Genomic DNA, 18,516 nt, shown 5'->3' with positions numbered 1-18,516 from the left:
AACAGTGTCAATGAGTCTTGATGAAGATCTTGGAGCGTATCTGCGCCAGCATCGCCAGGGCAATCTCGCGCCCCGCCTGCACCGAGCGCTTGCGGGCGGAGAAGTCCGCGCTGCCGACACCATCAAGCTTGGGTCGCAGCACGATATCGGCGTCACCCAACTCAAAGTTATTGATGCTGCGGCCCATGATGGAGAAGGTCTGCAGCAGCATGCGGATCGCGTCGGCACCGGGTTTTTCCTCGGGCGGCGACGTGATGTCCACCGCGATCACCAACTCGGCCCCCATTTGGCGGGCATAACGCACCGGCACCGGCGCCACCAATCCGCCGTCCACATACTCGCGGCTGCCGATCTTGACCGGCTGAAAAACGGCCGGCACCGAGCTCGATGCTCGCACCGCCGAGCCGGTATCGCCGCGCCGGAACAAGATGCCCGAGCCGTCCGACAAATCGGTCGCCACGATGCCCAATGGCAGCTTCATTTGCTCGATCTGTTTGCCGCCGGTTTTCTCACGCACATAACGCGCCAGAGCCTCACCACGGATCAGACCGCGGGTCGGGAAAGCCCAGTCGGTGATGGCGCCCTCATCCATGCTTTCGGCCAAGGTGGCCATCTCGCGGCCGGTCAAACCGGAGGCATAGAGCGCAGCCACCAAGCTGCCCGCGGAGGTGCCGGCAACCAGATCGACCTTGATGCCCTGCTCTTCCAAGACCTGGATCACGCCGATATGCGCAAAGCCGCGCGCGGCGCCACCGCCCAATGCCAGGCCGATGCGGGGAGGGATGGGCTGAACCGGGGCGGTTCGCGCCGGCGAGGGTTCCGCAATAACCGGCACCGGCACGCTCGGCACCAAGGGTGCATGTGAACAAGCAGCGAGCAGTGAACTCAGCAGAAAGAGCGTCAACCAGCGGCGGCAGCGAGGCAGCGCCGTGGCGAAGGAAATTGAAATGGGCATGGCCGATTCTAGACACCTGCAACACAATCGAGCTTCGGGCGTCAACAGCCCGTATGAGGAGACCAGCATGGCGATTCAACACGCAAGCCTCGGACAATTGATCGACCTGAAGGCATTGACCGAATACAACGCCGAGGCCCAAAGCACCAGTCTGATCAAGGCCGATCAACTGCAGTTGCTGCACCTCTTGCTGCCTGCCGGCCAGCGTTTGAGCGAGCACAAATTGGCCGGCGAGTTGTGCATTCAATGCCTGGCCGGGCGAGTTCGCCTAGATATGCATGGCACCCATCTGCCGCTCAGTGCGGGGCAGTTGACCATGCTGCGGGCCAGCGAGGCCCACGCGGTCGTTGCGGAATTGGACAGCAGCCTCTTGCTGACCCTGGTTCACAAGATTTGATCGCCCGCCGGGGCAGGGAAACCCCGGCCGAACGCAGCAGCCCACGCGGCCACAATGGTCGCCATGACTAGCCCTAACAGACCGCGCCGCTGGGCGCCCCGATTGCTTGTCGGCGCCGCTGCCGTGATCGTTTTGACTGGCTTGAGTGCTTGGCTTGCCCTGCGCGCCAGCCTGCCGCAGTTGGACGGCAGCATCACATTGCCCGGACTGAACGCGCCGCTGAGCCTGGAACGCGACGCCTTGGGCACCGCCGTGTTGCGCGGCGAGAACCGGCCCGACCTGGCCCGCGGCCTGGGCTTCTTGCACGCACAGGAACGGTTTTTCGAGATGGACCTGACCCGGCGTTCGGCGGCCGGCGAGTTGTCGGCGCTGTTTGGCAGCAAAGCCTTGCCGCGCGACAAAGAGCGCCGAAGCCACCGCATGCGAGCCCGCCTGAGCGAGCGCTTCGCGCAGCTGCCGGCCGCCGACCAGGCTTTGCTCCAAGCCTATACGGACGGTGTCAACGCGGGCCTGGCGGCCTTGAGCCTGCGGCCCTGGCAATACCTGCTGCTGCAGGCCCAGCCCGAGGCTTGGCGCGCCGTCGATTCGATGCTGGTCGTCAGCGAGATGTTTTGGATGCTGCAAGGCGCCAGCATTGACGCCGGCTTCGAGCGTGCCGCCTTGCGTGAACGGGCCGGCGACGCCATGTTCGACTGGCTGAACCCGCGCGGCGGACCCTGGGATGCGGCGCTGGACGGCAGCGAGCTGCCCCTGCCCGCCCTGCCGACCCCGGCACAACTGGATTTGCGCAAGACGCAGGCAAGTCACTGGCCTGCACCGCCGGCGATGGCGCGTGACGAAGACCGCATGATTGGCAGCAATAACTGGGCCGTCGCGGGCAGCCGCAGTAGCAATGGCCGCGCCATCCTGGCAGACGATATGCATCTCGATCTGGGCGTGCCCAGCATCTGGTATCGCACCCAATTCGAGATCAAGGGCCAGGAGGGTCAGGTCTTGCGCGCTGCGGGCCTGAGCCTGCCCGGCATGCCCAGCCTGGTAGTCGGATCCAATGGCCACGTGGCCTGGGGTTTCACCAATGCCTATGGGCAATGGTTTGACTGGATCAAGATGCCGGCCGAATTGCCGGCGGCAAGGCTGCGGGGCTTTGCCGAGACGATTGCGGTCAAAGGGGCTGCGGCGCAGACGCTGGAGGTGCAGGAATTCGACGGCGCGCCAATCGTGCGCGAACGGGACGGGCAACGCTATGCGCTGCGCTGGATTGCCCATCGGGGCGATGCCTACAACCTGCGTTTGGACGATATGCTGCGGGCAAGCGACGCCCCGAGCGCCTTGCAGGTCGCGCAGCAGTCCGGCATCCCGCACCAGAACATCCTGGTCGCCGATGCCAAGGGGCAGATCGGCTGGACCCTGGCCGGCCGCTTGTGGGAGCAAGCAAATATGGATGCGGGCTACGCGCGCTTTCAACCCCCCACACCGGCCACTCACCGATGGCTGAGCTTGCCCGACTACCCGAAGATTCTCAACCCAGCCAATGGCCAACTCTGGACCGCCAATAACCGGCAACTTGCAGGGGCCGGTGGCCAGGCCATCGGTGACGGCGGTTTTGCCCTGGGTGCTCGAGCGCAGCAGATTCGCGACCGCCTGAGTGAGCGTGCCAGCCACGACCAAAGCAGCCTGGGGGCGATTCATTTCGATGCCGAGGCCCGTTTGATCAAGACCTGGGCGACTCGCCTGCGCCCCTTGCTGGCAAGCAGCCCGGCCCATGCGCAAGCCGCCGCCCAGCTGGCGCAATGGAACGGCCGCGCGGATGCCGATCAGGTCGGCTACCGCCTGATTCGCACGGTGCGTCTGCGCACACTGGACACACTCTGGACCGCCTGGACAACCCCTTTTCTGGGCACCATGCAGGCCGACAACAAGCGCAGCTTCAAAGCAGGCGCGCAGTTCGAATACAGCGCCGTGCAAGCATTGAATGAACACCCCGCCCACTTGCTTCCGCCGGGTTTTGCCAGTTGGGATGCGATGCTGTTGGCACAGGTCGATGCAGCGCTGAAGGAGCTGACCTCGGACGGAAAACGTCCGCTTGCCCAAGCCACATGGGGTGAGCACAATGCCAGCCGCATTCAGCATGTGATGTCAAAGGCCATCCCGGCCCTGTCGATTTTGCTGGACATGCCCTCAAGCCCGCAAAGCGGCGACTCTCACCTCCCCCGCGTCGCGCATCCGGCCTTCGGCCAATCACAGCGGCTGGTCGTCTCACCCGGTCATGAGGACGAGGCAAGCTTGAGCATGCCGGGCGGCCAGAGCGGCCATCCGCTGTCGCCGTTCTATGGCGCCGGCCATGCCGATTGGTCGGCGGCCAGACCCGCACCCCTGCTGGCCGGCCCGACCACACATCAGCTACAAGCGCTTGCCCGAAAATAATCCCTCGAAGGCCTCCAGCGGCAAGCGTTTGAGGTAGGCCAGTGATGGGTAGCCGGCGCCGAATTCATCGAGCGAGAAGCCCACGCCGGCCGCTTTCAATGCGTGCATCTTGGCCGCTACCGCCTCGGCATTGGAGACCAGCACCCCCTCGGTCCGCTCCATGATGTCCACAAACCCATCCTGGTGGCATTGCTTAGCGCTGACATTGACCGCCTGCGTCAGCGCGGCAAAGACCGGCTGGCCGCTCAGTGACGGACAAGGCCCTCAACTGAAACTCAAGACACTTTGTAACTCTGCAGATGGATGCTGGTTTCGGTCGTCTCGATGCCCTTGATCAAGCGCACCCGCTCCAGCACATTGGCCAACTCGCCCAGGCTGGGCGCTCGCAGTTCGGCCAGCAAGTCCCAGCGGCCATTGGTATCAAACAGGCCCGACACACCCGGTTCACCCAGCAAGATGCTGATGACTTCACGGGTCTTGTTGCCCTCCACCGCGATGCTCATCCAGGCCGTGATCTGGTTTGGCGTCGCATCGGGACGCAGCTTGACGGTGTAGCCATTGATGATGCCGGTGTCCTCCAACTTGGTAATGCGGTTGCTGACCGTCCCGCGCGAAACCTTCAGCTTGAGGGCCAGGGTGGCCACGCTGGCGCGGGCATCCAAGCGCAAAAGTGCGATCAATTGCTGATCCAAGGTATCCATGTCTGCCTCATTTATTTCTGCTGCCGATGCAGCTCATTCTGCCATTTCGTCAATTGACACTGACTAAATGACAGTTTCCTCTGACTTTTTGATCTTTTCTTGCTCTTCTCGCTAGCAGCAGGCTTGGCCAAAATCAAGGCATTAGAAATACGGAGACTTTCATGACCACCCTGCTGACCACCCAAGACGTAGCCCTCATCACCCAGACCCTGGGACTGCCCGAGGTATTCAAGCGCATGGTGGGCTATATCGAAGCCGACTATTTGCGCTGGAACGAGTTTGACAAAAGCGCCCGCGTGGCCAGCCACACCGAAGACGGCGTGATCGAGCTGATGCCGATTGCGGACGGCAGCCTGTACAGCTTCAAATACGTCAACGGCCACCCCAAGAACACCCGCCTGGGTCTGCCGACGGTGATGGCCGTGGGCCTCTTGGCCGAGGTCGCCACCGGGCGGCCCGAACTGGTCAGCGAATTGACGCTGACGACCGCGATCCGCACCGCGGCCACCTCTGCGATGGTGGCCCGCAAGCTGGCCCGCAGAGATGCCAAGTCCATGGCCTTGATCGGCAATGGCGCGCAGAGCGAGTTCCAGGCGCTGGCCTTCCACTATCTGCTGGGCATCAGCGAGATTCGCCTGTTCGACATCGACCCGGCCGCCACCGCCAAGCTGCTGCGCCACCTGCAAGGCCTGCCGGGTTTGACACTGAAGGTCTGCGCCAGCACCGCCGAAGCCGTACGCGGCGCCGACATCATCACGACCGTGACCGCCGACAAGACCAACGCCACCATCATCACGCCCGACATGATTGAGCCCGGCATGCACATCAACGGCGTCGGCGGCGACTGTCCCGGCAAGACCGAGATGCACCGCGGAGTGCTGGAGGCCGCCAAGGTGTTCGTCGAGTTCGAGCCTCAGTCGCGCATCGAAGGCGACCTGCAGCAGATGCCGGCGGAGTTCGAGGTGACCGAGTTCTGGCGTGTGCTGGAAGGCCAAGCCAGCGGCCGCGACAGCGCCGAGCAGATCACTTTCTTTGATTCGGTTGGTTTCGCCTTGGAGGATTTCTCGGCGCTGCGCCTGCTGCGCGACTGCGCGCGTGAATTGGGCCTGGGTCAAGACGTCAGCCTGATCCCGACCATGGTCGACCCGAAGAACCTGTTCGGTCAATTGGGCCTGGGCGCCAGCAGCAAGCCGCAGCTGCGTGCAGCCTGAAGTTGCCGTGAGCGGCAGCGCCGCTCACCCTGCCTTGCGCCTGCGCCAAGACATCGACGCTGGACGTCTGCGGTCAAAATGTTCGCCATGATCGATACCAATACCTTGTGGGTTTGGCCGCGCGCCGAGGGCGGGCTGAGCACCGACCTGACTGCCCTGCAAACCGCACTGGCCGACGCCAGCCGAGCGCTCGGCTTTAGCCGGCAGGAACTCGGGCGCGTGGTCTGCCCGGATGCCGAAATGAGCATCGATTTCCTGACTCGCCCGGCCGCTCGCCCCGATGCCCCACGCCTGCTTTTGGCCACCGGTTTTCACGGTGAAGAATCCGCCGGCCCCTGGGGCTTGCTGCGTTTGCTGCAGCAACTGGATCCTCAGGCACTTGAGCAGGTGCACCTGAGCTTGCTGCCGCTGGTCAACCCGAGCGGCTTTAGGGTCGGGCGGCGCTTCAACGATTGGGGCGAAAACCCCAATCGAGGCTACCCGAGTAGCAGGTGCCTGGATGGCACGCCGTCACGCGAGGCGCGGCTACTGATCGCCCATGCCGCATTGTTGGTACCAGCGGGCGCCGACGGCGTCTTGTGCTGCCACGAAGATGTCGGTCTGAGCGAGGCCTACCTCTACAGCTTTGAGCGCAGCGAGCAAGCCGGGGCCTTCAGCCAACGCTTGTTGGCGGCCAACCTGGCGCATTTCGCCATGCACCCGGACGGCTTGGTCGATGATTGCCCGATCCGCGGCGGCATTGTCTTCAACCATTACGACGCATCTTTTGAGGCCTGGATGATGGAACAGGGCGCGGCCCGTGCGGCCTGCGTGGAGACGCCAGGTCAACAGCCACTGGAGCGCCGCATCTTGGCGCAGGCGGCAATGATGCGGGTCTTTATCGAACAGGCCGACAAGGCTTGAGCAAACCTCATTCCTGCCAGTCTTGATCCCGCAGACGCACGTCGTTCGCTGGTTTGCGTTGATCTCGCAGCTGTCGTATGACGTCATCCAGGCGCTTGCGATCGGCCTCGGCCAGCGCCGCAACAATGCGCTCGCTCAAACCGGCCATTTGGGTTTGCGCCCGCTGCGCGGCTTGTTGACGCCGGCCTTGGCGCTTATCCAACTCTTGCCGGGCGGCCGTCGCCTGCTCCATCTGCCCCGTTTCGCCATAAAGACGCTCAAGCGCCCGCAAGGCCGGCAGCGCCACCAAATCTCGCACGCGCAGACCGGCCGGTTCGAACACCGCCCGCAACAAGGCGGTGGCCTCGTAAGGCCGACATTGGCCCTCCTCCATCAAGGCCAGCTCCAGCAACACCGGACGGCGAACCGCATGCCAACCGGCGACTGCAGCCCGCTGCGCCAAGTCAAGAAAAGCCCCGCGCGCCATCTGATGCCGCCCGCAGCGGCGGTGCCAACGCGCCTGATTGGCCCGCCACATGCAGCCAATGTATTGGCTGGCCACTTGCGGCGCCAACTCGCTCGCTTGATCGTTGAAGCCGACCGCACGATCAAGTATGGCGCTGGCCTCGACGTACTTTTCGGCTTCGACATAGGCATCAAACAAGCTGCAGATCAAATGCATCGCATTGGAATAACGTCGAATTCGCTCGTAGTCAGAGCTGTGCTGATTCATCTGCCCCAGCGCCTCGAACATCAGGGTCGTGGCAGTCTCGCCGTCGCCCATCGACAGATAAGCCATCGCCAGCCGCTCCAAGGCTTGGGCGGTGAGCAAACCGTCCTGCAACTGCAAGCCGTCCTGCAGCGCAATATGGGCGGCTCGGAGGGCTTGCTCGGGCATCAGCAGATTGGCCTGTGCAAACGACATTTGAATCATCACGCTGGCTCGCCGCGCAGATGGCTGGTCAAGCGAAACCAGATCAAGCATGCGGGCACAATCGTCCAAGACCTGATCGAAACAGTCGAGCTTGGTCAGCGCGGTCCCACGCGAAATTAGCAACCGGTACTGCAGGTCTCGGCTGGCCTCCTCGTGATCCGGCAGGCCATCCAGCAAGCGCTGTATGGCCGCCAGACCGGGCCCAAACTGTTCCGTTTCCAGCAATGCTTGCGCGTCTCGAAGCGCATCTTCCAATGCGCCATAGGAAGTTGATTCAGCAGTCATGATGTGCCTCTGAATACAGGTCAATCGAAATAACGCAAGCGCAATGCTGCGTAACGGCCATCGCGCTTGATATGGTCAAGCGCCGTCTGCAGGCGCCGCTTGACCGAGGGCTCGATCTGAAGGTGCAGCCCGTACCAATAGGAGAGGCTGGCGTCCAGTACGGCCACCTCGGTCAGGCTGGAAAAGGGCAATTTGTGCTGACGCAAATGCCAGGCGGCCGCCCAGTCCAGCATCACCAACAAATCCATTCGCCCTGCCAACAGCTTGCGCAAATTGCTGGCGTCATCGCTCCCCCATTCAAGATCGACCTCGGGCTTCAGCCCCAAGGCCAGCAGATGCTTGGCCGAGGCCGATTCGCGCACCACACCCAGGCGAAGGCCTTGCAGTTGCTCCAGGCCGGTGAAGCGGATATCGCTGCGTTTGCTGAGCCTGTAAATCACGATGCGCCGCTCGCTGATCGGACCCACCCATTGAAACTGCGGCTCACGCTCGGGCAGGCGTGCAAGCGAAAACAGCACCGTGTTATTGGCCTCGCCGGCCGAACGCATCGCCCGTATCCAGGGCTGCACCTGGATGTCCAGACTGAGCCCCGCCTCTCTCGCCATCAAACGCAGCAACTCGACACCGAAACCGGCCGCCTCACCGGAGCTCCCCGTTGCAGTGAAATTCAAGGGCGGCAGATTCTCGGTGAAACCCTGCAGATCGGGCGTCGAGGTTTGAGCTCGGGCGAGCTGCGACGCCGACACCATCAATGCCAATGCCAATGCCAATGCCATTGCCATTGCCACGCTCATCAACTCGCGTCGCTTCATGCCTGTTCCTGGCTCCTAGCTCTTGGCCGTTTACCTTCTCTACCCTTTGCTCAGTTTAGCCCGGCGCCGAGCTTTTGTAGCGCGGCCGCGACCCGCGCATCGAGCTCTTGAAGGCTCAGCGCCAGTCGCGCTTGGGCCGGCTGCGCCAACTCGCGCAGGGCCGCGCCCCAGACCGGGTTTGGGAAATGGCTGTCCCAGTCGAAACGCGCGATCACATGCCAATGCAGATGTGGCACCACATTGCCGAGCGTGGCCAGATTGATCTTGGTCGGGCGCAAAGCACTCAGCAACACTTTTTCGATCGCGGTCACCGCCCTCATGCAGGCCAAGGCCTCGGCCTCGCTCAAGTCGCTGAACTCGGCCACATGGCTTTGCCAGATCAAACGATAAAAAGCCGGGAAGTTGGCATCCTCCACCCGCACGACGCGCCACAGCGACGTTTGGTCAATCACGAGCCCGCCCGGCTCCATGCATAGCGGGCAAGCAGCGGTTGAGACAGCGATAGAGATGTTCGTCATGAAGTGGGGGAAACAGTGATGACTAAGATGGGTGCACTTTAGCAATCCGCACAAGGACACAGCCGATGTCGCGCAGCCCCCTCAAGCAAACCAGTCGCCGCCTGTGCTTGCTCAGCATCGTCGGCATGAGCCTGATAGGCCAGGCGCTGGCCCAAGGCAGCAACACCGGCAATTGGCCGACCAAGCCGATCAAATGGGTGGTGGCCTATCCGGCCGGCGGCGGTTCGGACTTTCTGGCCCGCCAACTGGCGCCCGCCTTGGGCAAACAACTCGGCCAGCCCCTGGTCATCGACAACCGGCCCGGTGCGGCAGCCATCATTGGCACCGACGTCGCCGCCAAGTCGCCCGCCGATGGCTACACCATCCTGAGCGGCGACAACGGCGCCATGGTATTCAACAGCGCGATGTACAAACGCTTGCCCTATGCCGTCAGCGACTTCACGCCGGTCGGCCTGATGGCTCGTTTTCCGCTCATTTTGACCGTTAACCCGAACTCCGGCTTCAACAGCGCCAAGCAATGGCTGGCCGAGGTCAAGGCCAATCCCGGCAAGTTCAGCTATGCGTCGCCCGGTATCGGTAGCCCACATCATCTGGCGATGGAGTTGATCAAGCAGCGCACGCAAAGCTTTATCGTCCATGTGCCTTACCGCGGCACCGCGTTTGCGGTTCAAGATTTGATGGGCGGCGTGGTGCCGATGGCCATTCTTGACAGTGCCACCGCACTGCCGCAAATCCGCACCGGCAAACTGCGCCCGCTGGCGGTACTCAGCAGCAAGCGGATTGCGCAGTTGCCCGATGTCCCAAGCTTCGAGGAGTTGGGGCTGAGCGGCGTCGATGTATCTGCCTGGCAGGGCTTGTTTGTACCCAAGGGTGTACCTGAAAGCATCGTCGCGCGCCTCAATGCCGAAATGCAAAAATCCATCAACACCCCGGAAGTGAAAGCTCGACTGGAAGACTTCGGCCTGCAGATCACGCCCGGCGATGGGCCGGCGCTGGGGCGCTTCATCCAGCAAGAAACCCAGAGCTGGCACGCCTTGATCAAGGAAAGACATTTGTCGACGGAGTAGCCAGAGGCATCGGGCCCAGATCGCTGATGGCCTGCGCGAGCAGGGTCAGGTCTTGCGTGCCGCTTTGAATCAAACGTAGCAATTCAGCCAGCCACTCCGGGCTTGGCAAATCACCTCGTTTGAACATCGCCTCGCCATCGCTCCCCAGCTTGGCCATCGCCTCGGCGCCGAGTGTGGCGGCCAAGCCCTTGAAGCTGTGCAGGGCACGCTCCGCATCGGCATGTTTCGATTCGGCCAGCAAGCCCTCCAACTGAGCCGGCAAGGCCAGCGCCGACACGCAAAAGCTGTTGACCATGCGCTGATAGAGCGCGCTCTTGCCCATAAATCTATCGATGGTCTTTTGCGCATCGATGCCCTGCCCCAAAGCCCTGGCCTGCAGATCGGCCGGCAGCGCCAGCGTCGTGAATTTTCGTTCCGCGCTGGCTTGGGCCGCTGCTGCTGCCGCCGCCGCGCGCCCGCTGACTCGCAGCAACACCTGCACCAGATTCGACAACTCGAAGGGCTTGCTGACAAAGTCTGTCATGCCTGCGGCCAAGCATTCCTCTCGGTCCGAGGCCATTGCATTGGCCGTCATCGCCACCACCGGCAGCTCCTGCAAGTTCAGGCCCTCGCCGCTCGCCGCCCGGATCATCCTTGTGGCGGTGAAACCGTCCATCACCGGCATCTGCACATCCATCAGCACCACGTCGAAGGCCTTTGCATCGACACGCAGGATGTCCAACGCCAACTGGCCATCAGCGGCAACGCGCACGAGGGCGCCCGCCTGCTCCAGCAAGGTCTGTGCGACCTCTTGATTCAACTCGTTGTCCTCGACCAAGAGCAGGCGCATGCCTTCCAAGACGAGCCGCTTAGCCGCGCCCGTGCGGACCGTACGGCGCACATTCGACTGACCGGCGCGGGCGCGCTTGAGCATCTCCTGCAGCATCGCCGCCGTGATCGGTTTGACCAGGATGCCATTCAGGCTGGCTTGCTCATCGTCGCTGCGCTCGGCCAGGCGCTCGCGGCCATGGGCGGTCACCATCACCGTGACCGGCGCATTCACACCCATCGACGCGCGCATGCGGGCGATCGCCTCCCAACCGTCCATGCCGGGCATTTCCCAGTCCATGAAGACGGCGTCGAAGGGCGGCCGCTCGGCCGCTTGGCGGGCCAGCATCAGTTGCAAGGCCTCGGCCCCATCGGCGGCGGCCTCGGCGCTCCAGCCAAGTGACTGCGCCATATGCTGGACCAACTCGCGCGCGATGGCGTTGTCATCCACCACCAACACGCTCAAATGTTCCGTCAGTTGTTCGTCCAGACTTTCGCCCAACAACTCACCCATCTCGCCGGTCTTTGCGGCGCCTGCCTCGCCGACCGGCAGGGTCAGAGCGAAGTGAAAGGTGCTGCCCTTGCCGAGCACGCTGTCCAGCGCCAGCTCACCACCCATCAGCGCCACCAGACGCTGCGAAATATTCAGCCCCAGTCCGGTGCCACCGAAGCGCCTGGTGGTTGACACCTCGGCCTGCGAGAAGCCTTCAAAAATCTTCTTTTGATTCTCCGGCGCAATGCCAATGCCGCTGTCGCGTACGGCGAAGCGCAACTGAACACCGGCACCGCTTTGGCTCACCAACTCGATACGCACCACCACCTCACCCTGCGCGGTGAACTTGATTGCATTGCCGCTCAAATTGATCAGCACCTGCTGCAGCCGCAAGGCGTCGCCGATCAAGATAGGCGGCACTCGGGGATCGATATCGAACATCACCTCGACCGGCTTCTTGCCGACGTTGGTGGACACGATCGTCGACAGATCACGCATCAGCTGATCGAGCGCAAAGGGTTGTGGGTCCAGCGTCATCTTGCCGGCGTCCATCTTGGAGAAATCCAGGATGTCATTGATCAGGCCCAGCAGCGATTTGGCCGCACCGGAGGCCTTCTGCGTGAAGTCGAGCTGACGCTGATTCAGATCGGTGCCCTGCAGCAGCTTGAGCATGCCCAGGACCGCATTCATGGGCGTGCGGATCTCGTGACTCATATTGGCCAGGAACTGCCCCTTGGCGGCCGTCGCGGCTTCGACCTGGCTGTAAGCATGGGCGTTATCCAGCGCAATGGCGCCGTAACCGCAGAGCGCCCGCATGATGAAAATTTCACGCTCGCCATACGCGAATGGGCGTGGCGATTGCACCGACATCACCCCCAAAAGCCGCTCGCCAATCATCAGCGGGTAGTACATAAGGCTGTTGCTTTCCATGGTCCCGGGAATCGCCGGGAAACCGCGTTCAGGCTCCGCCAAATTGATCAGCAACTCGCGCCGTTCGCGGGCACAGAGCGCGAAGGACGAGTTGGCATCGTCCAGCGCCAGGGTCGCGCCGGGCACGATCCGCTCACCCTCCATCGCGAAGACCATTTTGAGGACTGCGGCCTCCGGGTCAAACAGGCAGACACCGAAAAACGTTGCATCCATCATGCTGACTACATGGCGATGCAGGGACGCGAACACGGCCTGTGCATTCAAGCTCGCCGTAATCTCGCGGCCAACCTGGCCCAGCGTCTCCAGCGTGTTGCTGGTCGCTTGCAGCATCTCGGCTCGCCTGGCCTCGGTTTGAGCGAGAAGCCGGTGATGCTCGGCCGCAGCATAGGCGCGCGCGGTGTCCTGACGCACCTGCATGGCGATGGCACGATTGCTGCCATCCTTGCTGCGAGCGCTGTCGCGGGCCGTTGCCGCCGCGCGGGCGTTTTCATAAGCCTGCGGATAGTCGCCAGCATAGGCATAGGCCTGCGCCAACTCATCAAACAATTCGCTCGGCGGCAAGAAGCCGCTGATGCTGGCCGCAGCCTGCTGCGCCAGAGTCAAGTAGTGCAGGGTCGCACTCGCGGCCTGCATCCCGGCCGGTGCCGGCAGGCGGTGCTGACAATGCAGCTGAGCCAAGACCCGCAATATCTTGATCTGCTCCTCGACATTGCCTTGCGCCTCTACCTGCTGCAGGGCGGCCTCGATCTTTGGCAAGGCCTCCAAGGGTCGCCCCAGCTTGGCCAAGGCGCTCGCCTGACCGCGCCAACTGCGCAATATGGCGATGGGCTCAGCCAGCTTGCTGGCCGCCTGCTCGGCCTCGGTAAAGCGCAACAGGGCCTCATCCGGCCGATTCAAGTCCAGCAAAGTCTCACTCAGACCCTGCAGAATCATCACATAGGTATTCGAGGCCCCCAAGCCGCCGAACGCCTCCAGCGCTTCAAGTTGATGCTGCTTGGCGTCCTCCAGCCGGCCCAGCAGGCGCAAGACGTTGCCGGTCTGGGTCAGGGCCATTGCCAGCATCGCCGGCCAGCCGCAGCCACGGGCCAGCACCAACGCGCGCTCGTCCCATTCAAGCGCCGCGTCGAGATCGCCCAGGCCAGCGAAGGAGTCGGCACCATTGCTGGCCGACAGAATGGCCAGCCGCAGTTGACCGGTCTCTTCGGCCGCGTTGAAGGCCTGCAAAAAATGACTGATTGAGGCGCCCAGCTCACCGGTGTAGCCGGTCACCACCGCCCGCACACTGGCCAGGACGGCCGTCACCACCGGGCCTTGGTCCGACTCCAGATCGAATTGTTGCGCCAGGCTGAGCCGGGTCGCCTTGGCATCGCGAAAGGCTTGAAACAACAACCCCCGGGCAAGCGCAAAGTTGATGCGGACCGAATCTCCGCTGCGGCGGTAGTCTGCCAGGCATTGCGACAAACAGGCATCGCGCCGAGCCGAATCACCTGCATCGCTGCAGATTAGAACGAGCAGGCTCTTGGCATCGCCACTGCCAATGGCATCGCCGCAGCTGTCAAACACGGCCAGCACGGCCAGCACCTTGGGCTCGACCGCGGCCGATTTGCCGCGCAGTGAATCGATCTCCGCCCTCGTCAAGGTCAGGCGGGCCTGCAGGCGTTGGTGATCTATCAGCTCCAGTTCGACCTGCTCCAACAGCAGCTCGGCCTCGGCCGCGCAAGCCAGCGCACGCTCGCTGTCGCATTGGCGCTGATACCAGGCTATTTGCAATAGGGCGGCCAACCTAGCGTCGCCGGCCAGACTCGGCAGGGCCTGCAGCAAGGCCGCCACCACGTCCTTGCCTTCAAACAGTTCAAGCGGAGGGTTGAATTTCTTCACGCGAACGCAGATCCCAAAACTCTAGGAATAGCATCCATTCGACCACAGGCCGCCGCCTGGCCGCGTGAGAACTGACCGCTTTACAGGCTCTTTACACCAGCACCCGTTCGATCCCGCCGCTATTGGCCTTGGCCACGTACTCGGGCATCCAATTCTCACCAAGGATTTGGCGGGCCATCTCGATGACGATGTAGTCGGCCTCCAGCAGACCGTTGTTGAGGTCATTGCCGTAACGGCTCAGGCCTTGCAAACAGCTCGGGCAGCTGGTCAGGATTTTGAGGTTTTCGGCCGCGGCGACCTTGCCGCTGCCGCGCAACTCGGCCTCCATCTTGAGCAGCTCTTCTTCCTTGCGGAAGCGGATCTGCGTCGAGATGTCCGGCCTTGTCACGCCCAGCGTGCCGCTCTCGCCGCAGCAACGTTTGCTCTCGACCACATTCGGCCCGACCAGCGCATTGACGGTCAACATCGGCGCCTGCAGCTTCATCGGCGTGTGGCAGGGGTCGTGATAGAGATAGCTCTTGTCACTGCCCAGCGTGATGCCTTTTTCGAGCAGGTATTCATGGATGTCGATGATGCGGCAGCCGGGGAAGATGTCCTCGAACTTATAGCCTTGCAACTGGTCGTAGCAGGTGCCGCAACTGACCACCACCGTCTTGATATCCAGGTAGTTCAGCGTGTTGGCGACACGGTGGAAGAGCACCCGGTTGTCGGTGATCATCTTTTCGGCCTTGTCGAACTGGCCCGAGCCACGCTGCGGATAGCCGCAGCACAGATAACCCGGCGGCAAGACGGTCTGCACGCCGGCATGCCAGAGCATCGCCTGCGTCGCCAAGCCCACCTGGCTGAACAACTTCTCCGAGCCGCAGCCGGGGAAATAGAACACCGCCTCGGTCTCGGAATTCGTCGCGGCCGGGTTGCGGATGATGGGCACGTAGTCCTTGTCCTCGATGTCCAAGAGCGCACGGGCGGTCTTCTTGGGCAGGCCACCGGGCAGCTTTTTGTTGATGAAGTGAATCACCTGCTCCTTGATGGGTGCTGCGCCGACCGTGGCGCGGGGTGCTGCCGTCTGCTTCTTGGCAAAGCGTTTCAACACATCGTGCGCCAGACGCTGCGCCTTGAAGCCGACGCCGACCATCGCGGCGCGGGCGAGCTTGATGGTCTCCGGGTTGCTGGCATTGAGCATGAACATCGCCGCCGCGTTGCCGGGCCGCCAGGTCTTTTGCCCCATCTTGCGCAAGAGGTTGCGCATATTCATCGTCACTTCGCCGAAGTCGATCTTGACCGGGCAAGGGTTCAGGCATTTGTGGCAGACCGTGCAATGGTCGGCCACATCCTCGAACTCCTGCCAATGCTTGATCGAGATGCCGCGCCGGGTTTGCTCTTCATACAGGAACGCCTCGACCAAGAGCGAGGTGGCGAGGATCTTGTTGCGCGGCGAATAGAGCAGATTGGCACGCGGCACATGGGTGGCGCAGACCGGTTTGCACTTGCCGCAGCGCAGGCAATCCTTGATCGACTCGCTGATCGCGCCGATATCACTCTGCTGCATGATCAGCGACTCATGGCCCATCAGGCCGAAGCTCGGCGTGTAGGCATTGGTCAGATCGGCAGGGCTGGCACCGCCGCGCAAAAGCTTGCCCTTGTTGAACCTGCCCTCGGGGTCGACCTTGGCCTTGTAGCCAGCGAAGCCCGCTAACTCCGAGTCCAGCATGAACTCGAGCTTGGTGATGCCGATGCCATGCTCGCCCGAGATCACGCCGTCGAGGCTGCGCGCCAGCACCATGATGCGGCCGACCGCCTCATGCGCCGTCTGCAGCATCTCGTAGTTATCCGAGTTGACGGGGATGTTGGTGTGCACATTGCCGTCGCCGGCATGCATATGCAGCGCCACCCAGACGCGGCCGCGCAAGACCTCCTTGTGGATGCGCTTGCACTCATCCAGGATCGGCGCAAAGGCGCCACCGTTGAAGATGATCTGCAGCGGCTTGAGGAGCTGCGTCTTCCAGGACGCGCGCAGGGAATGGTCTTGCAATTGATCGAAAAAGCTCGGGCCCTCGGGCTGGGCCGCGTCGAGCTGATCCATCCACAGCTGCCATTGCCCGCCGACCTCGTCCAGCAGCGCCAGCGCCTGCTGAACCCGATCACCCAGCAACTCGGCGCTCGGGATATCACCGGCATCATCGCTGCGGCCCAGCGGCAGGCTGCTCTGCGTGAACAGCTGCTTCAGGCCGGCCACAAAGGCGAGCTTGTTGCGCAGGCTCAGCTCGATATTGATGCGCTCGATGCCCAGCGTGTACTCGCCCATGCGCGGCAGCGGGATCACCACATCCTCGTTCACCTTGAAGGCATTGGTGTGCTTGGAGATCGCCGCCGTGCGCTTGCGGTCGAGCCAGAATTTCTTGCGCGCATCGGCACTGATGGCGACAAAGCCTTCGCCGTTGCGACCATTCGCTAACCGTACAACTTCGGAGGTCGCACGCGCCACCGCGTCGGCATCCTCGCCGACGATGTCGCCGACCAAGACCATCTTGGGCAGACCACCGGAGGACGCGCCGGCCAGATTGGCGCGCTTGCTCTTGGTGCTGTAACCCACCGCCTTCAGGTAGCGGTCATCCAGGTGTTCGAGGCCCGCGAGCACCGCGCCGCCGGGGCGCTTGGCTTCGGCGAACATGAAGTCCTTGATGTCGACAATCGCCGGCACGCAGTCCTTGGGGTTGCCGAAGAACTCCAGGCAGACCGTGCGCACATGTGCCGGCATCTTGTGCACGACCCAGCGCGCGCTGGTGATCAGGCCGTCGCAGCCCTCTTTCTGGATGCCGGGCAGGCCGGCGAGGAACTTGTCGGTGACATCCTTGCCCAGGCCCTCTTTGCGGAAGGTGCTGCCGGGGATGTCGAGGCGCTCGGTGCGCTCGAGCTTGGCGCCCGAGGCATCGAAGTAGCGCAGCTCGAAGCTGGCCGTCTCCACATCATGGATCTTGCCCATATTGTGGTTCAGCCGCGTGACCTCCAACCATTTGGCGTCGGGCGTCACCATGCGCCAGGATGCGAGGTTATCCAGCGCCGTGCCCCAGAGCACCGCCTTCTTGCCGCCGGCATTCATCGCCACATTGCCACCGACGCAGGACGCCTCGGCCGAGGTCGGGTCGACGGCGAACACAAAGCCATGCGCCTCGGCCAGATCGGCGACGCGCTGGGTGACCACGCCGGCTTCGCTCCAGATCGTCGCCACCTCCCGGTCCATGCCGGGCAGGGTCAGCATCTCGACGCCGCGCAGCGCTTCGAGCTTCTCGGTGTTGATGACGGCGCTGTTCCAGACCAGCGGCACGGCGCCGCCGGTGTAGCCGGTGCCGCCGCCACGCGGGATGATGGTCAGGCCTAACTCGATGCAGCCCTTGACCAGGCTGGCCATTTCGACCTCGGTGTCCGGGGTCAGCACGACAAACGGGTACTCGACCCGCCAGTCGGTCGCGTCGGTCACGTGGGACACGCGCGAGAGGCCGTCGAACTTGATGTTGTCCTTGGCCGTGGTCTTGCCCAGCAGGCGGGTCGTGCGCCGGCGCAGCTCGGCCACCGCGTCGAACTGGGCGGCGAACTGGGTAATCGCGGCACGCGCGGCGATCAGCAACTCGCCGACCGATTGATCACGCAGCACATCGGTGCTCGGGTCGCGCCGCAACTCCACCTCATGCAGGCGATGCTCCAGCGCTTCGATCAGCAGGCGGCGGCGCTTGGGGTTGTCCAGCAAATCGTCTTGCAAATAGGGGTTGCGCTGTACCACCCAGATATCACCCAGCACCTCGTACAACATGCGCGCCGAGCGGCCGGTGCGGCGCTCCTGGCGCAGCTGATTCAGCAGTTCCCAGGCCGGAGCGCCGAGCAAGCGGATGACGATCTCGCGGTCGGAAAAAGACGTGTAGTTATAGGGAATCTCGCGCAGGCGGGGGGCGGCATCTCCTCCATTTTTAGCGAGGGTCAGGTCTTGAGCGATGGCGGAAGAAAGAGACATCAGCGGGAGCGGAGCATTCATGGCGGCCGGACGCGTTGGGGCGCCCATGGTTGGCTGCTGACCCAGTCTTCATTCAAAGAACCCGGTCAACAAGGCTGAGAATTTTGCAATTGCGCGGCTGAGCTTGTGGCTCCGCGCTTGCTGGGGCGATCCGAACAAGCCGGCCGGGTGTGGCCCTGCCTTGCTGAGTCGCTTGAAAACATCAATTTGGTCCAG

General features: G+C 63.0%; 13 protein-coding genes. 5 read left to right on the top strand and 8 right to left on the bottom strand.

Going from position 1 to position 18,516, the window contains the following annotated elements; all coding sequences use genetic code 11:
• Positions 1-7: 7 nt before the first annotated feature.
• A complete protein-coding gene (locus tag LNV07_RS18635) occupies positions 8-955 on the bottom strand; it encodes a patatin-like phospholipase family protein (RefSeq protein ID WP_263572674.1) in 948 nt (315 codons plus the stop codon).
• Positions 956-1,022: 67 nt separating this feature from the next.
• Between LNV07_RS18635 and LNV07_RS18630 the strand changes: the two genes are divergently transcribed.
• Together LNV07_RS18630 and LNV07_RS18625 are read left to right on the top strand one after the other, a co-directional pair.
• Entirely contained in the window at positions 1,023-1,352 is a 330-nt protein-coding gene (locus LNV07_RS18630; RefSeq protein ID WP_263572673.1) for a cupin domain-containing protein, read from the top strand.
• A gap of 141 nt (positions 1,353-1,493) precedes the next feature.
• Positions 1,494-3,776, top strand: a complete 2,283-nt coding sequence (locus LNV07_RS18625; protein ID WP_263572672.1) for a penicillin acylase family protein — start codon at positions 1,494-1,496, stop codon at positions 3,774-3,776.
• Here the strand turns inward: LNV07_RS18625 and LNV07_RS18620 are convergent.
• Both LNV07_RS18620 and LNV07_RS18615 read right to left on the bottom strand, forming a co-directional pair.
• Complete coding sequence (locus LNV07_RS18620; RefSeq protein WP_263572820.1) at positions 3,753-3,938, bottom strand: EAL domain-containing protein; 186 nt, start codon at positions 3,936-3,938, stop codon at positions 3,753-3,755. The genes LNV07_RS18625 and LNV07_RS18620 overlap by 24 nt on opposite strands.
• Before the next feature lie 113 nt (positions 3,939-4,051).
• Positions 4,052-4,477: an Lrp/AsnC family transcriptional regulator gene (locus LNV07_RS18615; RefSeq protein ID WP_263572671.1), complete on the bottom strand. Its 426-nt coding sequence runs from the start codon at positions 4,475-4,477 to the stop codon at positions 4,052-4,054.
• 161 nt (positions 4,478-4,638) lie between these two features.
• Between LNV07_RS18615 and LNV07_RS18610 the strand changes: the two genes are divergently transcribed.
• Both LNV07_RS18610 and LNV07_RS18605 read left to right on the top strand, forming a co-directional pair.
• A complete protein-coding gene (locus LNV07_RS18610; protein WP_263572670.1) occupies positions 4,639-5,688 on the top strand; it encodes an ornithine cyclodeaminase in 1,050 nt (349 codons plus the stop codon).
• Positions 5,689-5,775: 87 nt separating this feature from the next.
• Entirely contained in the window at positions 5,776-6,591 is an 816-nt protein-coding gene (locus LNV07_RS18605; protein WP_263572669.1) for a M14 family metallopeptidase, read from the top strand.
• Positions 6,592-6,598: 7 nt separating this feature from the next.
• Here LNV07_RS18605 and LNV07_RS18600 read toward each other — a convergent pair whose 3' ends face one another.
• Genes LNV07_RS18600 through LNV07_RS18590 form a run of 3 tightly spaced genes read right to left on the bottom strand, consistent with a single transcriptional unit; the run spans position 6,599 to position 9,053 of the window.
• Positions 6,599-7,789 (bottom strand): hypothetical protein, encoded by a 1,191-nt coding sequence (locus LNV07_RS18600; protein WP_263572668.1) that lies wholly within the window; start codon positions 7,787-7,789, stop codon positions 6,599-6,601.
• 20 nt (positions 7,790-7,809) lie between these two features.
• Entirely contained in the window at positions 7,810-8,601 is a 792-nt protein-coding gene (locus LNV07_RS18595; RefSeq protein WP_263572667.1) for a substrate-binding periplasmic protein, read from the bottom strand.
• A 50-nt stretch (positions 8,602-8,651) separates the two neighbouring features.
• Positions 8,652-9,053: an HIT family protein gene (locus LNV07_RS18590; RefSeq protein WP_397545582.1), complete on the bottom strand. Its 402-nt coding sequence runs from the start codon at positions 9,051-9,053 to the stop codon at positions 8,652-8,654.
• 131 nt (positions 9,054-9,184) lie between these two features.
• Between LNV07_RS18590 and LNV07_RS18585 the strand changes: the two genes are divergently transcribed.
• Positions 9,185-10,186, top strand: a complete 1,002-nt coding sequence (locus LNV07_RS18585) for a Bug family tripartite tricarboxylate transporter substrate binding protein (protein ID WP_263572665.1) — start codon at positions 9,185-9,187, stop codon at positions 10,184-10,186.
• On the opposite strand, the gene LNV07_RS18580 is transcribed toward LNV07_RS18585, so the two are convergent.
• Together LNV07_RS18580 and LNV07_RS18575 are read right to left on the bottom strand one after the other, a co-directional pair.
• A complete protein-coding gene (locus tag LNV07_RS18580; RefSeq protein ID WP_263572664.1) occupies positions 10,158-14,294 on the bottom strand; it encodes a response regulator in 4,137 nt (1,378 codons plus the stop codon). The genes LNV07_RS18585 and LNV07_RS18580 overlap by 29 nt on opposite strands.
• A 91-nt stretch (positions 14,295-14,385) precedes the next feature.
• Positions 14,386-18,321 (bottom strand): FAD/FMN-binding oxidoreductase, encoded by a 3,936-nt coding sequence (locus LNV07_RS18575; RefSeq protein ID WP_263572663.1) that lies wholly within the window; start codon positions 18,319-18,321, stop codon positions 14,386-14,388.
• Between the last annotated feature and the right edge of the window lie 195 nt (positions 18,322-18,516).

It is taken from the genome of Roseateles oligotrophus (genome assembly GCF_025717515.1).
Taxonomy (GTDB): domain Bacteria; phylum Pseudomonadota; class Gammaproteobacteria; order Burkholderiales; family Burkholderiaceae_C; genus Paucibacter_A; species Paucibacter_A oligotrophus.
The sequence above is the reverse complement of the archived record's forward strand: the minus strand, read 5'-3'. Positions and strand labels throughout refer to the sequence as shown.

Coding starts and splice junctions, on each gene's coding strand:
- LNV07_RS18575 (WP_263572663.1), bottom strand. CDS start 18,321: ATGAATGCTCCGCTCCCGCTGATGTCTCTTTCTTCCGCCATCGCTCAA.
- LNV07_RS18585 (WP_263572665.1), top strand. CDS start 9,185: ATGTCGCGCAGCCCCCTCAAGCAAACCAGTCGCCGCCTGTGCTTGCTC.
- LNV07_RS18595 (WP_263572667.1), bottom strand. CDS start 8,601: ATGAAGCGACGCGAGTTGATGAGCGTGGCAATGGCAATGGCATTGGCA.
- LNV07_RS18615 (WP_263572671.1), bottom strand. CDS start 4,477: ATGGATACCTTGGATCAGCAATTGATCGCACTTTTGCGCTTGGATGCC.
- LNV07_RS18620 (WP_263572820.1), bottom strand. CDS start 3,938: ATGGAGCGGACCGAGGGGGTGCTGGTCTCCAATGCCGAGGCGGTAGCG.
- LNV07_RS18605 (WP_263572669.1), top strand. CDS start 5,776: ATGATCGATACCAATACCTTGTGGGTTTGGCCGCGCGCCGAGGGCGGG.
- LNV07_RS18610 (WP_263572670.1), top strand. CDS start 4,639: ATGACCACCCTGCTGACCACCCAAGACGTAGCCCTCATCACCCAGACC.
- LNV07_RS18600 (WP_263572668.1), bottom strand. CDS start 7,789: ATGACTGCTGAATCAACTTCCTATGGCGCATTGGAAGATGCGCTTCGA.
- LNV07_RS18630 (WP_263572673.1), top strand. CDS start 1,023: ATGGCGATTCAACACGCAAGCCTCGGACAATTGATCGACCTGAAGGCA.
- LNV07_RS18635 (WP_263572674.1), bottom strand. CDS start 955: ATGCCCATTTCAATTTCCTTCGCCACGGCGCTGCCTCGCTGCCGCCGC.